Origin of the sequence: Microcoleus vaginatus PCC 9802, assembly GCA_022701275.1 — a bacterium.
Classification (GTDB): domain Bacteria; phylum Cyanobacteriota; class Cyanobacteriia; order Cyanobacteriales; family Microcoleaceae; genus Microcoleus; species Microcoleus vaginatus_A.
Map to the genome: position 1 here is coordinate 5335784 of CP031740.1, position 14201 is coordinate 5349984.

Here is a 14201-nt window from a genome sequence, read left to right on the forward strand (position 1 = left end):
TTGGGTGCAATCAAGAATCGTTCGATCGCACTTCCTCAAAATCTTCCGCATCCCCCGGCAAACCCGAACCCTCGCTACCCCTCAAACGGGGCGATTCCCCATTACTCCCACCCGCACCGTAAACTCCAGAATACCTATCCTCCAAACCCGAATCCCTTAGCGAAAGCGCACTTCTTTGACTCGGCGACAATCTATCTGTTGACCGGCGATTTGTCCCAGAAATCGGCGGCTTCCGAGTTAAAGTTTTCCAAGCAGCCTTAATCCCACTCACTACGCTGCGAGTAGTTACCTGCACCTTTTGCGCCTGCTTTTTGGCGCTACCAATACTTTGATCGACCTGTTTGACAACCTCGCCCGCACTTTGTACTCCCTCGCTGACATCATCGGTCAACTCGCTAATTTCCAGCCCTGTCAACCGAATCGCCTCCAAAGTGGGCGGAAATTCGCGAGAAAGCGTGTCAGCGAGCTTTTCCACGCTGCGGGCCGCCCTGGCCAGCGCTTGCACCGCAGGTATTAAAGTCACTAAAACAGCAGTCAGGCTAACTGCCACTAGCAAAATCGAAAGTCCTAGCGGGACTTAAACAAAAAAATTGTGCTAAAAATAGTATAATGTAGTCAGGTTAAGCTTTTTACGTCAAAAACGCGCAATGAAAGAAACAACTCCTAGCGCCATGCCACCATGCTTCGATCGATGGTGTCGTCGTTTTGACGATGTTTTTAGCCATCAAGCCCAAAAAACAGGGTTTAAGCACTATTTAGGGGGATTATTGGGAGAAAGTGAGCGAAAAAACCTGACTCAGATGTCAAGAGACTGTATAGGAGTTACATACAACCGATTGCATCATTTTTTGACAGAAGCTCCTTGGAATGCCCAGCAAGTTAACCAACGACGGTTGCAGGTGATGCAGCAGTGTAGGCAGACTCATATCAGCAGAGGGTTTACTCTGATAATAGATGATTCCGGTCACAGAAAAAGTGGCAATTTAACAGCAGGAGTTGGTCGGCAATATATTGGAGAAATCGGAAAAACAGATAATGGTGTAGTAGTGGTAACTACACACTTATATGATGGAGTGAAAAGCCTACCACTTGATGTTGAATTATATCAACACGCTCATTCGTTACCTCAAGGAAAAGAAAATCCAGAATTTATTAAAAAACCCGATATAGCCATCAAACTAATTGACAAATGCTTAGAAAGGAAAGAGCGACCAGCAGTAGTTTTAATCGATGCAGGCTATGGGAATAATAGTAGATTTTTGCAGGAGTTAGAGAAAAGGAAGTTAACCTATGTAGGAGGATTAGCCAAAAATCGAAAAGTAGTCTGTCAAATAGAACCCGAGCGACAACCCGAAGAACTCAAACTCTCAGAATTAGCAAAACGTTTACCAGCAGAGGCTTTAAGTGCTATTACACTAAATCGGGAAAAGCCCAGAACTGTGTGGGTAGCAACTATCACAGTAGAATTCTCAACCATGTCCGGGCCAAAAACAGTCGCTATCGTCATGAATGCTCCGACTTGTTCTACCGCCACAGAAGTTGATTATTTAGTGACTAACGCTGCCAGTGAGCGGGCAACAGCATCATGGATAGTAACAACTTACTCCCAACGTAATTGGGTAGAAGTGTTTTACCGTGAAGCTAAAGGATGGCTAGGGTTAAAAGAATATCAAATCCGAGGAAAGAGAAGCCTTTATCGACATTTAATATTAGTATTTTGTGCTTATACTTTTATCATTTGGCATCAGTTAACAGGAGGATTGCGTCGGCAGTGGGCTAACCAACCTTTAACAACATTTACTGAAGCTTTGTCAGCTTTTAGAACAGCTATATCTTACAGGTTTTTTGGCTGGTTGCAAGAAAACAGGGACCTATTTACTTTATATAAAGCCAGTTTGGGCTTTGTTTGGGCTTAAAACTTGTTTAAGTCCCACTAGCCAAAATATGGGATCGCTCACTTGAATCTGGGATTGGGGGTTTGGGATTTCATGTCATTTAGCGGATGGGAGGGCGCGACGGGGGACTCACTTCGGCTTCAGCTTCCGACAGGGTTTGGCGTTCCCGCTGAGTCGCTTCCAAACCGGCCGCGATCGCCTCCTTGAGTCTAATCAAAGTTTCGTCCCAATTTCGGATTGCGGTTTCAGAAAGTCGATCGGCCTGCAACTGCACGCTAGTCGATAAATCCTCCGCCAACTCCGGCAAAGCATCGGCCGATTTTTTCAATATCTGTCGCGTCTCCTTGCCCGGTCGCGGTGCTATCAGCAACCCTGTCACGGCCCCGATCGCAGAACCCACAAGCAAACCGCCAATAAATAATCCTGAACGTTTAGTTGACATTTTTATAACTTCTCTCCATACAGCAATTTTAGGCAAGTTTGCCCGATCGCGGCCCTTTGCAAAGGTAGAAATATTGTTGACAATCCTACGGAGTCAGCAGGGGCGACAGTTTTAGGATAGCTTACCTCAAAGGTCGAGCGCGCCTGGACCAAAGCATCCGTCCCAAACCCAGCAATCCCAAAAGTTGCTGAACCTGTTGCAGTTGCAATTCCAGTTGTTGATAGCGCCGTCGCAGTTGGCGGGCACCTTGCTGCCTTTTACCAAGGAAACCGGGCGACGTGCTGAGGACATTGCTGCAGCGGCGTTCCATTCCTGCGATCCGCATTTCCAAACGTGCGATCGTCCGCCTGATTTTCCCCACCTTCGCAGCGATATAAAAGCAAACCAGAGATATTAGTAGATTGATAATTACAACAGCAGTCAGCATTTATTACTTGTTTTTAAACTACTAACATATTCCGCTTTTTTTGGCGGGCTAGAAGCCCTCTTGTTTAGGGACACAACATTGTTGTGTCCTGAACTATGTTGTAGGGACAAAACATTGTTGTGTCCCGATCTATGTGTCCCTATCCATAAGCTGGGTCAAGTTTTAAGCCTGAGACATAGCAGGCAAACAAACCTTAGTACCGCCCAAACCGCAATAACCGTTCGGGTTTTTAGCAAGATACTGCTGATGATAGCTTTCTGCGTAATAAAACTCAGGAGCATCAATAATCTCAGTGGTAATCTTGCCGTAACCGGCCGCCGTCAAAGCCTGCTGGTAAGCATCTCGCGAAGCTTCTGCTAGCTGCATTTGGGTAGCTGAATACGTGTAAATTCCCGAGCGGTACTGAGTACCAGAATCATTGCCCTGACGCATTCCTTGAGTAGGATTGTGACTTTCCCAAAAAACTTTGAGCAGCGTTTCGTAACTAATTACTTTGGGATCGAACACAACCAAAACTACTTCATTGTGTCCCGTCATCCCGCTGCAAACTTCGTTGTAAGTAGGATTCGGAGTAATCCCAGCCGCGTAGCCAACAGCCGTCGAAAAAACTCCATTTTGCTGCCAAAATTTCCGTTCTGCTCCCCAAAAACACCCCAGACCAAACAAGGCAGTCTCCATACCGTTTGGAAAGGGAGGTTTGAGCGGATTGCCGTTAACAAAGTGACTTGCCGGTACCGACATCGACTCTGCCCGTCCCGGTAATGCCTCTTGGGGAGAGGGCAGGCTCGACTTTTTGCCAAATCCAAATAGCACCATAAGTTTGTGAGGGGATCTCTGATAAACGTCTTTACCTTACTTAATAATATCAGATGTATACTAAAAATAGTGGCCCTCTTAAAGGTAGAAGGTAAAAACCAGAAGGCAGATTTTTTTTACGGAAAGTTTTTGGTGATACTGCTCACTGCAAACGCAGTTTTAAATCACATTAGGCCGTGTTCTATGTCACCAAAACATACCTAAAATATCACCTATTGTTGAGGTATTAATCACGCGGATTTTAGGCAAAATAGCCGATTATTAAAGGTATGGTGTTGTAGTAGTTATTCAATACCATTTATTGGGAGTGTGTAGAAATGGGCGCTAAACCTTGCAGTCAACCTTTAAAATCTAATCCGTTTATTACTTACCGCGACCCAATTACAGGCAAGTGGATGGTGGTAAATCAGACTGTGCCCAAAGCAGCAGAACAAGCACAGCTAGCAGCCGCTTGACTTTTCCTATTAATTTTTTACCTGAAAAACCAACTATAATTTCAGATGGCCTAGGGGCGGCTTTTACTAACCATCAATTAAATCAACCGGATTTTCCCGCGATGCTTGGTGGAAGATAAAAGCTGATAGTGCATTGCTGCCAATATTCTTATCATATTCCACAATTTTTGCCACTTCACCGCCCACAGAAACATAATTTTGTTCTAGCATTTGATAGTCGCGGTGTTCGTCTTGAGCATGACCGATAAAAGTCGATCGCAGGCGAAAGTCACTCATGTTAGAAGCAGCGCGAGCAATCCAGCGAGCTCCCTCTACAGCTTGCGGCCGGAGATTGCACAGGAAAGCTTGATAATCTTCTATTGTCAACTCTCCTCGGTACAATTTGCGGACAATAAGAACGGAACGAATTTCGCGATCGCACTTCAGCCAAATCCATGTTAACTCCCGCAACAAATAAGCTTGCGGAGAGTGGGAGTTTTCCGGTTTAACGCTGTCGAGAGGCGAAGCTTCGGGAACCTCACGAAAATTAGAAATTTGAGAAATCATAGGCTTATGGGTATTTTCCACAGCCGTTAACATCATGTATGCGGTTGTACAGCGGCCGCTTTCTGGCACGAAACAAAAGATTTTCTGTCCCGGCTGCAACTTGTCCGAATTGAACAATTCCTCTAACATTAAATAAATCGAGGCACAACCTCTATTTCCCCGAGTGTAAAAGTTGGTAAACCATTTTTTTTCAGGAATCATGCAACCTGCTTGTTCCAGAAGTTCTACAATTTGCCCCCGGAAAAAGTGAGACGAATAGTGGCACAGCAGCCAGTCGATTTCCTACGGACAAACTCTCCCGGCTTTAATCAACCGCAACCAACCTTCTACACCTAATTTCATTACATTTTCCAGCAACCGAATATTTTGCCGCAAGTCAAAAGCTCCCGTTGTGGCTGCATCGAGGTAGGAGGAATAATCCAACCAGCTTTTGGTTGATGTTTCGTTTGCTAATCCTGAATACATACAAACAGGATAGGCGTTGGCGTGGGAAATTAGCTCAATCCATTCTATTGTTAAGCTGATTCCTGTCGCGTTAGGATGGTTTGGGAGCAACAATGCTCCGGCACCGTCGGAGAGCATCCAGCGCAGAAATTCTGTATCGAAAGGCAGGGGTTTTCCCGCTTGCACTGAAGTCTTTGCTTCAAATTTGGTGTTTTTGAACAGGCGCGAGGGAAATTCGGAAGCGACGGCAATTGCTGTTTGTTTTTTGCCGAGTTCGATTTGAGAGGCGACGTAATTTAAAGCACTAACTCCGGCACAGCAAACTCCTTGAGTTGACACTATTTCTAGGGGAGATAATTCGGAAAGTTCCCCCTGTACTGTGCTGGCAAATCCCGGTACTAATAAGTCTGGTAAAGTGGTAGCGCAGGCCAATAAGTCGATCGCCCCTGGTTCCAGATTTGACTGAGAAATCGCCTCACGGACGGCAAACGCTGCCATTTGGCTGTTAGAATATAGTGTTTGCTGCTGTTTGTCGATCGCGTAGTAGCGCTGTTGAATGCCGTTGCTGTTGAGAATTCGCTGCCTGACTCTCGAAGGGCGCGAGGCAATTTTGCCAAGATACTCTTCCATGTCATCATTATTAATCGGTTCTCCCGGCAAAAATTTTCCCATCCGATTGATATAAGCACTTTACATGGCGTAAACCTCTAAAGTTGCTAATTTACTCGGCTTCGTTGGTTTGTTAAATCAAGCCAGAAAATATCTAAAATTGATGGTGCTTTGTGAAGGAGTGAACTTGCAATGAGTAAGCAGCTATCTTGTAGAGTCAGCGGAAATCAGGCAAGTTGAGCAACAGCGGCAACAAGTAACCGGAAGCGGGGTGAAGTTTATTGTAATTGAGCCAATATGTAACTAGAGTTCCTTCGCTGCTTCTCGACTAAAATGGATATTGCAAAACTAGATACTTGGTATTCTCCTTCTCAACGCCGCACGGCTGTTTCGCTGTTGATGAAACGAGTAGGCGTAACTCGCACTAGGGCTGAATGCTTTATCAGGCTTTGGGTTTACTTATCGGTGAAACAGCTTCAGGAAAGCCAGCCCCGTCTCAAACCACCGCTGGCGAAACTGGAAGTGCCAGCAACAGAAGTGCAGTGCACTCACCGGGAAGCCGCCGAACTATTTTACTGCGATTCCGATCGCGGGAGCGATCGCGCCGCCGGAATGATGTTAGATAAATTAGCAGCACTCGGATTAATCGCAAAACACTTTGATGGTAACGCTACGGCAATTCAAATCCAACCAGTTTCAGAAATTTTAGAGACCGCCGAACCTCAAAAGCCTGTACAACTGCAATTAGATGATTTCAACCCTCGGTGCGACGCGATTCCCGTTGCCAATTTATTAGCCACCAATTACAACTGGATGAACCGCAACACTAACGCCGTCCCCCACAAAATTGCTAAAATCCTCCGGCTTTTTGCCAATCAATACTCAAAGGGAATGCGAGTTTTGCGCCGCTCAGATAATCTCAATCCAGTCGGATTTTACTTACTTTATCCCACAGCTAGCGAATCTGAAATAAATTTTTTTAATGCTCCTAGTAAAGCGCTTCATTTAAGTTCTATTTCCGATATCGATCCTTTCAATATGGCGCTACCAGGAGATATAAATTGCCAGTCAGTATTTGTCCGCAGTTGGATGATCGATCCGCAGTATTTGTCAGAATACCGAATTGCTTTTCTTGAAGACACACAGAAAACTTTAGGCGAAATGCAAACAGATTTTCCGAATCTTTGCGACTTGTACACGCTGATGATTCACCCCATGTACGAAAAACAGTCCCTAGCTTTGGGATTTCAGAAGACTAGCAGTGATAATCAGCTATCTGTTTATTGGATGTATTTAGCGCTGGATAGATTTTTGGGGCTCGATATCAAGGAAGCATTAGTTAAACTGTAAGATAACTCGGCGGTTTCAATCGCCGAGTGACGACAAACAGCTTACAAAGTCTCGCGACCCAAATAAGATTGCAGCACTTCCGGCACTTTTACAGTTCCGTCTGGCTGCTGGTAATTCTCCAAAATAGCCGCCATTGTGCGGCCTATAGCTAAACCGGAACCGTTCAGCGCGTGAACGAATTGAGTGCCTTTTTTCCCCGCTTCTTTAAAGCGAATATTCGCCCGTCGCGCCTGAAAATCTGCGACGTTGGAACAACTGGAAATCTCGCGGTATTTGCCCGCAGATGGCAGCCACACCTCTAAATCGTAAGTTTTTGTCGCCGCGAAACCTAAGTCGCCCGTACACAGTGCGATCGCCCGATAAGGCAATTTCAGCGCCTGCAAAACTCCCTCGGCATCCTGCACTAACTTTTCGTGCTCTGCCTCGGAGGTACTCGGATGCACGAGTTTTACCAATTCAACTTTATTAAATTGGTGCAGTCGAATTAATCCCCTCGTATCTTTGCCGTAACTGCCAGCTTCGCGGCGAAAACAAGGAGTATAAGAACAGTGATAAATTGGCAACTGTTCTGCTGTCAAAATTTCACCTCTGTACAAATTGACAACCGGAACTTCGGAAGTAGGAATCAGCCACAGATCATCTTGGTCGCACTTGAAACTTTCTTCAGCAAATTTGGGTAATTGACCCGTAGCAGTGAGGGATTCAGTGTTAACTAAAAATGGTGGAATTACTTCTACATAACCTGCTTTTGTGTGGCGATCGAGCATGAATTGAATAATCGCTCTTTCCAGGGCTGCCCCGGCTCCCATTAAGCTGACAAAGCGGGGCTGAGCGATTTTTACTGCCCGTTCAAAGTTGATAATTCCTAATTTTTCGCCGATTTCCCAGTGCGGTAAAATACCAGAATTTTGGGGTATGTATTCGTCTCCCCAGCGCCGGATTTCGACGTTTTCCTCTTCAGTTTTGCCGATCGGCGTTGAGGAACCCGGCAAGTTTGGCAGCGGTAGCAATAAAGCTTCTATTTGAGCTTTTACGTCTTTTTCCTGTGCTTGCAGTTCGTTCGACTCGGTGCCGACTGCGTTGCCTTCTGCCTGCAGTTCCTGAATTTCGGGAGATTCGAGGGGTAAACCCGATTTTCTTTTTTGACCGATGAGTTTGGCAATTTCGTTGCTGCGGGCTTGCAGTTGCGATCGCTTGCCTTCCAACTCCCGCTGCTGTTTGTCTAATTGCAAAATCGGCTCGATTTCATAGTTACCTCCGCGCAGGTTGAGGCTTTCTTGCACGGCTTGCGGGTTTTCTCGGATTAATTTGAGGTCTAGCACAGATTTATTCTAAATCTTAAATTTTATCGGACTTGCGCTCAGAAACCCGGTTTCTGGGAAAATATTGGCTTTGGTAGGGATAAATCTAGGAATCTACGGGGTTTCTGAGGATTCCTGCGTCTGTCCTATCTTAGGTTAACAGGGACAATCCCGTAGAAGCTACAAGCTTTGTTAATCATTTACACCATTGATTATAAGTTATTGTCATTAAATAATCTTCGCTGGTGTCACCCCTCAGGGGTGACACCCCACAAACCATGCTATACTGAGCACATTAGTAGATGCACCCTGATAATTTTCTACCCCAGCCAGCGATGGCAGGGGTTTTTTGTTGTCGCCCCGACAAGAAAGCCCGAGAAGGGGTTTGGTGCCAGGAGGTGCCGCGCGGGGATGGTTTCGATCGAGCCAATGCTGCGCCCGCACCCGAAACTTAGTCGCTCGCCCGCGCACTACTCCGCCAAAAGGCTATATATAGGCTATGGTGCGCGAAGAATTCCCAGCATCATCGAAATCTGGCGGGAGTTTTAATTGGATCGAAAAATGCGATCGGCAAATTATCTGTTCTGTTTCCTAGAAATATTTGCCAGCGAAGGCGGTATTCAATCCTACGTTAAAGACATTCTCAAAGCTTACCTGTCCATAGCCGCAGGGACAAACTCGCCGCCACAAGCTGAAGTTTTGCTGTTGCGAGATTCCGAAGACTGCAACAATCCTTACGAGTCAAAAAATCTGAAATTTTATTACCTCAAAACCGAAAATCCCGGCTTGGGCCGTCTTAAGTTTGCTACAGTATTACTAACTCGCTTGCTGCAAAAACGACCGCAGCGGGTTTTTTGCGGTCACATCAAACTCGCACCGCTAATTCAAATTCTGTGCCAACCCTTGGGAATTCCCTACACAATTTTAACTTACGGCAAGGAAGTGTGGGAACCGCTTCCGCCCAAATATCAAACAGCAATGAGTAAAGCTGACAGTATTTGGACTATTAGCAGGTACACGCGCGATTCCCTACGGGATAGCTTCGCTTCACGCACTTGCGAAATTAACAACTTAAATCCCGAAAAATTCCAAATAGTGCCTTGTACGGTAGATGAAAATATATTTACGACTGGGCCGAAGCCACAGGATTTATTAGAGCAGTACAATCTGGTTGGTGCTAAAATATTGATGACTGTAGCCAGATTGCGATCGACAGATATTTACAAAGGCGTCGATGTCACCATTCAAGCTTTGCCGCAAATAGCCGAAACTTTTCCGAATGTGAAATACTTAGTTATTGGACGCGGAGACGATCGATCTAGATTAGCCACACTCGCTGATGATTTGGGAGTTACCGAAAGAGTAATATTTGCGGGTTTTGTACCGACAGAAAATTTAGCAGCACATTACCAGTTGGCCGATGCTTATGTAATGCCCTCCCAGGAAGGCTTCGGTATAGTTTATTTGGAAGCGCTGGCTTGCGGAGTACCCGTACTCGCGGGAGACGCGGACGGGTCAGCCGATCCGCTGCAAGATGGTAAACTGGGATGGCGAGTTCCCCACCGAGATTCAGCAGCAGTAGCGGTTGCTTGTGTGGAAATGCTGCGAGGGGAGGATAAAAGGTGCGATCGCTGCTGGTTGAGGGAACAAACCCTGGCAAGATTTAGTTTTGAATCCCTTTGTCAATCCTTACAAGGAATTTTTCAACCCTCTGGCTCAGATAAACTTATGCCGTAGAGAGCGGTTTCTGGGTGTACAATGGGAAAATTAACTCGATCGACCGCCGGAATTTCTGAGTAGGATAGAGTTAGGCCTACCTGCAAAGACACCCAAGGAGACCACCGTGAACCAAGGCACCCCCAAAATATCTTTCCAGCTACCCCGTATTAGCAATTGGCTGATACTGCTGGGCATCGCGTGTTTGTTGGTCTCAATTGGTTTGGGTTGGATAGTTAAATCAGTGTTGATTCTAGTAGCTTTTTTATTGCTGACGCCTGTGGTCGCATTTTTCGCGCTTCAGTGGTGGCTGAAACGCAATTTAATTGAGGACAATTGTCCAGTTTGTCAATACGAATTTACAGCTTTAAATCAAACTCAGTTTCAGTGTGCCAACTGTGGCGAACCTCTGAAAATAGAGGAAGGTCATTTTAGCCGTTTGACTCCGCCCGGTACGATCGATGTTACCGCAGTTGAAGTATCCTCCGTTCAACAGTTAGAAGATTAATTAGAAAGAATAGGGCATCGGGTATGAGTTAGTTATTGGTTATGATTTGTTACCTCTGATTTGTTACTTTTTGGTTCTAATAACCAATGCCCTATGCGCGATGCCCTATTTCCAAAATTACTTTTCCAAGCGTACTGCATACCACTGCAAATATTTTCCCTGCCCGACATCTAATTCACAATAAGTATCAATTAAATACTTGGCTTGAGCTTCCACGCCAGATATTTTATGCACGTCCTGCGGCAAATCTTCGTGTTCCTCGGCTAACACTGCTTTCAGCTTTTCTAACAGTTCCGCCGCCGTCAAAAACTGCTCTGGCTGGTTTGTTTCTAAGACCACAAACGTGTCTTCGTCATACAGTGACATAGTTTCAAAGGTTGAGGTTAATTATTTCTAAAGTTTCGTGCAGTTAAGCGATCGAAAGTATAAACTCTTAATTACAATTTTCCAGCCCCGGCTCGATCGTGTTACAATTGAACAACATCAGAATTCCTACCGGATTACCGTTATTAACTTACTTGTTAACTGACTTGTTAACCTAGTTGTCAACATATCCGACACAGCATTTCTGAGGAGATTTGTCAAGTGCAAATTTGTCAAGTGTCAAATTGTCAAGAAATATTCGATCGGCTGTATCTAATTATAACTGGCACTATACATTCCCATGATCACATCTTCCACTTCAACCCCTGTTGCGCGCAAGCCCTCTAAATCAGAAGGTCTCAAAGAACGCAGCAACTATTTACGAGAACCCGTTGCGACTGAACTGTTACAAGAAACTACCCACTTCACCGAAGAAGGGCTTCAGATTCTCAAATTTCATGGCTCGTACCAGCAAGACAACCGCGACAATCGAGTTAAAGGACAAGAAAAAGATTATCAGTTCATGCTCCGCACCCGCAATCCCGGCGGGTTCACTCCGCCGCAATTATACCTAGCCTTAGACAAGGTATCTGAAGAATACGGCAACCACACGCTCCGCGTCACAACGCGCCAAGGTTTCCAACTTCACGGCGTGTTGAAAAAAAATCTTAAAGCAGTGTTTTCCTCAATTATTAAAAATATGGGGTCAACCTTGGGAGCTTGCGGCGACTTGAACCGCAACATCATGGCACCTCCAGCACCGTACAAAAATCGCCCAGAATACCAGTATGCGCTGCAATACGCTAACAATGTCGCCGATTTGCTGACACCGCAAACTGGTGCTTATTATGAAATTTGGTTGGACGGCGAAAAAGCTGTTTCGGCCGAAGAAGACCCCGCAGTGAAGGCCGCGAGACAGAAAAACGGCAACGGCACAATCTTTAGCGACGACAAAGAAGAACCGATTTACGGCAGCCATTATATGCCGCGGAAGTTCAAGTGTTCCGTTACCGTCCCCGGAGACAATTCAATTGACTTGTACTCTCAGGATTTGAGCTTGGTGGTAATTACCAATGAAGCTGGCGAGTTGCAAGGTTTTGACGTGTTTGCTGGCGGCGGTTTGGGCCGTACTCACAACAAAGAAGAGACTTTTGCGCGGGTTGCGGATGAGATTTGCTATGTTGCCAAGGATGATGTTTACGATTTGGTCAAGGCAATTGTAGCAACCCAAAGAGATTACGGCGATCGCACAGACAGACGGCACGCGCGACTAAAGTACCTGATTAACGACAAAGGCGTACAGTGGTTCCGCGAAAAAGTAGCCGAATATTTTGGCAAGCCGCTAGAAGCCTTTAAACCGCTGCCTGAGTGGAAGTATTTTGATTTCTTGGGCTGGCACGAACAAGGAGACGGTAAACTGTTTGTCGGCATTTCCGTGGATAATGGCCGGATCAAGGATGAAGGTTCATTTCAGCTAAAAACGGCTTTGCGGGAAATTGTCCAGAAGCACAACTTGCCGATACTGGCGACGCCACACCAAAACGTGCTGATTTACGATATTTCGCCGGATATTAAAGAAGAAATTCAGGGAATACTCGATCGATGCGGCATTCAGCGGGAAACTGCGATCGATCCATTGGTGCGCTATGGGATGGCGTGTCCGGCAATGCCGACTTGCGGGCTGGCGATTACCGAATCTGAGCGCGTGATGCCGAGCATTTTAGAGCGGATTCGGGCGCTTTTGACGAAAGTCGGCTTGCAAGACGAGCATTTGGTGGTGCGGATGACTGGTTGCCCAAATGGATGCGCCCGCCCTTATATGGCAGAATTGGGGTTTGTCGGGAGTTCGCCGGAATCCTACCAGATTTGGCTGGGCGGTTCTCCAGATCAAACGCGGCTGGCAAAACCAATTGAGGAAAAGCTGCACGTCAATGATTTTGAAGCTTTTCTGGAGCCGATTTTTGTTTATTTCAAGCAAAAACGGCAACTGAGCGAGAGTTTTGGCAATTTTTGCGATCGCGTCGGGTTAGAATCTATCCGTCAATTTGTAACCAACTACCAATCTGCTGACTCGATGACAACTGAGATAAATGAATTAGAAGTTACGTCTAGTAACGATGACGGGAACGACGCTGCCACTGCTAGCGGTGGCAAAGTCCGCCGTCGAATTAGCGTCCGCGATGAAATCTACAACGAGCTCAAGGAAGAAGCAGCCCGTCAGGGCAAGCCGATTACACAACTAGCTACAGAGGCGATTTCAACTTATTTAAAAAAGATTAAGGAGGAAGCATAAGCCGATTTGAAATTTTCGATTTTTGCTAGAATCAAATAAAACTCACGCAAAAATAATATAAAGGCAGAGCATTTGCAGAAAAAAACTTGGATTTTTAACATAAATCTGGTTGTAAATGCTTTGCCTTTATTATTTATGAGCGATTGAAACCCCGCCTGCCTATCTATCTCCTCTCTTTCTCTGCGTTCTCTGCGTTCTCTGCGTTCTCTGCGGTTAAATAAAAAAAATCTAAGAGAAAACGAACAATCCTAAATACAATGCCTCAATTACAAAGATTAGCAGTTACTGCCACTCAAATTTGCGATCGCCAAATCGACCTAACTAGGGAACAACAGCATTATTTAAATCGAGTGCTACGTTTGCAAGCGGGCGATCGATTTATTGCGATGGACGGTCGAGGGCATTGGTGGTTAGCCGTCCTAGAAGCCCAGGAAACAGGGTTAATTGCCTCCATAACCGAGGAGATTGCTGTTAACAGGGAGCTACCCGTTGAGGTGACTTTGATGGCGGCTTTGCCCAAAGGAAACGGCTTTGACGACGTTGTGAGACAGGCGACTGAGTTGGGTGTGGCAAGTATTGTGCCGGTAACGAGCGATCGAACTTTGCTCAAACCAAGTGATCAAAAAGTCGATCGGTGGAGAAGAATTGCTGCGGAGGCGGCGGAACAGTCGGAACGTCAAATTGTGCCGACGATTTTAGAGCCTATTTCGTTTGATCTTGCTGTGAAAGATTGCAATCAAAAATATCGATTTATTTGTGTGGCTCGCGGGGACAATCGGCATTTGTGGGATTGTTTAGCCGCTGTGGCTCCCCCCCAGTCTCCCTTAATAAGGGGGGAGCAAGATGGGGGAGAATTATCGATTGTCATAGCTATTGGCCCGGAGGGTGGATGGACTGAGGGTGAGGTGAAAAGAGCGATCGAATTTGATTTTGAAGCTGTTTCTTTGGGTAGGAGAATTTTAAGAGCGGTGACAGCTCCCATGGTGGCTTTATCTTTAGTTGGCGTGGCATTTGAGAAGTGCTAATATCAACAAAT

The 14201-nt window shown here is 45.8% G+C and carries 12 protein-coding genes and 1 pseudogene; 6 read left to right on the forward strand and 7 right to left on the reverse strand.

Features of this window, described 5'->3' with window-relative positions:
* Positions 1–10 precede the first annotated feature (10 nt).
* Positions 11–559 (reverse strand): DUF948 domain-containing protein, encoded by a 549-nt coding sequence (locus tag D0A34_21965; GenBank protein UNU21151.1) that lies wholly within the window; start codon positions 557–559, stop codon positions 11–13.
* Positions 560–647: 88 nt separating this feature from the next.
* On the opposite strand from D0A34_21965, the gene D0A34_21970 reads away from it, so the two are divergent.
* Positions 648–1916 carry an IS701 family transposase gene (locus D0A34_21970; GenBank protein UNU21152.1) on the forward strand — a complete coding sequence of 423 codons (1269 nt, stop codon included), beginning with the start codon at positions 648–650 and terminating at the stop codon, positions 1914–1916.
* A gap of 79 nt (positions 1917–1995) precedes the next feature.
* Here the strand turns inward: D0A34_21970 and D0A34_21975 are convergent, their stop codons facing one another.
* The 4 genes and pseudogenes from D0A34_21975 to D0A34_21990 form a co-directional block, all read right to left on the reverse strand.
* Positions 1996–2337 (reverse strand): YtxH domain-containing protein, encoded by a 342-nt coding sequence (locus D0A34_21975; GenBank protein UNU21153.1) that lies wholly within the window; start codon positions 2335–2337, stop codon positions 1996–1998.
* Between the two features lie 121 nt (positions 2338–2458).
* Positions 2459–2764: a hypothetical protein gene (locus D0A34_21980; GenBank protein UNU21154.1), complete on the reverse strand. Its 306-nt coding sequence runs from the start codon at positions 2762–2764 to the stop codon at positions 2459–2461.
* 162 nt (positions 2765–2926) lie between these two features.
* Positions 2927–3580: a peptide-methionine (S)-S-oxide reductase MsrA gene (msrA, locus tag D0A34_21985; protein ID UNU21155.1), complete on the reverse strand. Its 654-nt coding sequence runs from the start codon at positions 3578–3580 to the stop codon at positions 2927–2929.
* A gap of 521 nt (positions 3581–4101) precedes the next feature.
* A pseudogene (locus D0A34_21990) lies at positions 4102–5697 on the reverse strand (StlD/DarB family beta-ketosynthase).
* 270 nt (positions 5698–5967) lie between these two features.
* Here D0A34_21990 and D0A34_21995 point away from each other — a divergent pair.
* A complete protein-coding gene (locus D0A34_21995; GenBank protein ID UNU21156.1) occupies positions 5968–6984 on the forward strand; it encodes a hypothetical protein in 1017 nt (338 codons plus the stop codon).
* Positions 6985–7025: 41 nt separating this feature from the next.
* Here D0A34_21995 and D0A34_22000 read toward each other — a convergent pair whose 3' ends face one another.
* Positions 7026–8306, reverse strand: a complete 1281-nt coding sequence (locus D0A34_22000; protein UNU21157.1) for a serine--tRNA ligase — start codon at positions 8304–8306, stop codon at positions 7026–7028.
* 540 nt (positions 8307–8846) lie between these two features.
* Between D0A34_22000 and D0A34_22005 the strand changes: the two genes are divergently transcribed.
* Both D0A34_22005 and D0A34_22010 read left to right on the forward strand, forming a co-directional pair.
* The gene (locus D0A34_22005) at positions 8847–10022 is read left to right on the forward strand and encodes a glycosyltransferase family 1 protein (GenBank protein ID UNU21158.1); all 1176 of its coding nucleotides are present in this window, start codon (positions 8847–8849) and stop codon (positions 10020–10022) included.
* A 106-nt stretch (positions 10023–10128) separates the two neighbouring features.
* Positions 10129–10509 (forward strand): hypothetical protein, encoded by a 381-nt coding sequence (locus D0A34_22010; protein ID UNU21159.1) that lies wholly within the window; start codon positions 10129–10131, stop codon positions 10507–10509.
* Between the two features lie 117 nt (positions 10510–10626).
* Here the strand turns inward: D0A34_22010 and D0A34_22015 are convergent, their stop codons facing one another.
* On the reverse strand, positions 10627–10875 hold the full coding sequence (locus tag D0A34_22015) for a chlororespiratory reduction protein 7 (protein UNU21160.1): 249 nt from the start codon (positions 10873–10875) through the stop codon (positions 10627–10629).
* 298 nt (positions 10876–11173) lie between these two features.
* Here D0A34_22015 and sir point away from each other — a divergent pair, with 298 nt between their 5' ends.
* Both sir and D0A34_22025 read left to right on the forward strand, forming a co-directional pair.
* A complete protein-coding gene (gene sir, locus D0A34_22020; protein UNU21161.1) occupies positions 11174–13165 on the forward strand; it encodes a sulfite reductase, ferredoxin dependent in 1992 nt (663 codons plus the stop codon).
* A 257-nt stretch (positions 13166–13422) separates the two neighbouring features.
* Positions 13423–14190: a 16S rRNA (uracil(1498)-N(3))-methyltransferase gene (locus tag D0A34_22025; GenBank protein UNU21162.1), complete on the forward strand. Its 768-nt coding sequence runs from the start codon at positions 13423–13425 to the stop codon at positions 14188–14190.
* The last annotated feature ends 11 nt before the right edge of the window (positions 14191–14201 follow it).

What these genes read in the sequence shown, in the direction of transcription:
- D0A34_21980 (UNU21154.1), bottom strand. Translation starts at nt 2,764, where the DNA reads ATGCTGACTGCTGTTGTAATTATCAATCTACTAATATCTCTGGTTTGC.
- D0A34_21975 (UNU21153.1), bottom strand. Translation starts at nt 2,337, where the DNA reads ATGTCAACTAAACGTTCAGGATTATTTATTGGCGGTTTGCTTGTGGGT.
- sir (UNU21161.1), top strand. Translation starts at nt 11,174, where the DNA reads ATGATCACATCTTCCACTTCAACCCCTGTTGCGCGCAAGCCCTCTAAA.
- msrA (UNU21155.1), bottom strand. Translation starts at nt 3,580, where the DNA reads ATGGTGCTATTTGGATTTGGCAAAAAGTCGAGCCTGCCCTCTCCCCAA.
- D0A34_21970 (UNU21152.1), top strand. Translation starts at nt 648, where the DNA reads ATGAAAGAAACAACTCCTAGCGCCATGCCACCATGCTTCGATCGATGG.
- D0A34_21995 (UNU21156.1), top strand. Translation starts at nt 5,968, where the DNA reads ATGGATATTGCAAAACTAGATACTTGGTATTCTCCTTCTCAACGCCGC.
- D0A34_22005 (UNU21158.1), top strand. Translation starts at nt 8,847, where the DNA reads ATGCGATCGGCAAATTATCTGTTCTGTTTCCTAGAAATATTTGCCAGC.
- D0A34_22015 (UNU21160.1), bottom strand. Translation starts at nt 10,875, where the DNA reads ATGTCACTGTATGACGAAGACACGTTTGTGGTCTTAGAAACAAACCAG.
- D0A34_22025 (UNU21162.1), top strand. Translation starts at nt 13,423, where the DNA reads ATGCCTCAATTACAAAGATTAGCAGTTACTGCCACTCAAATTTGCGAT.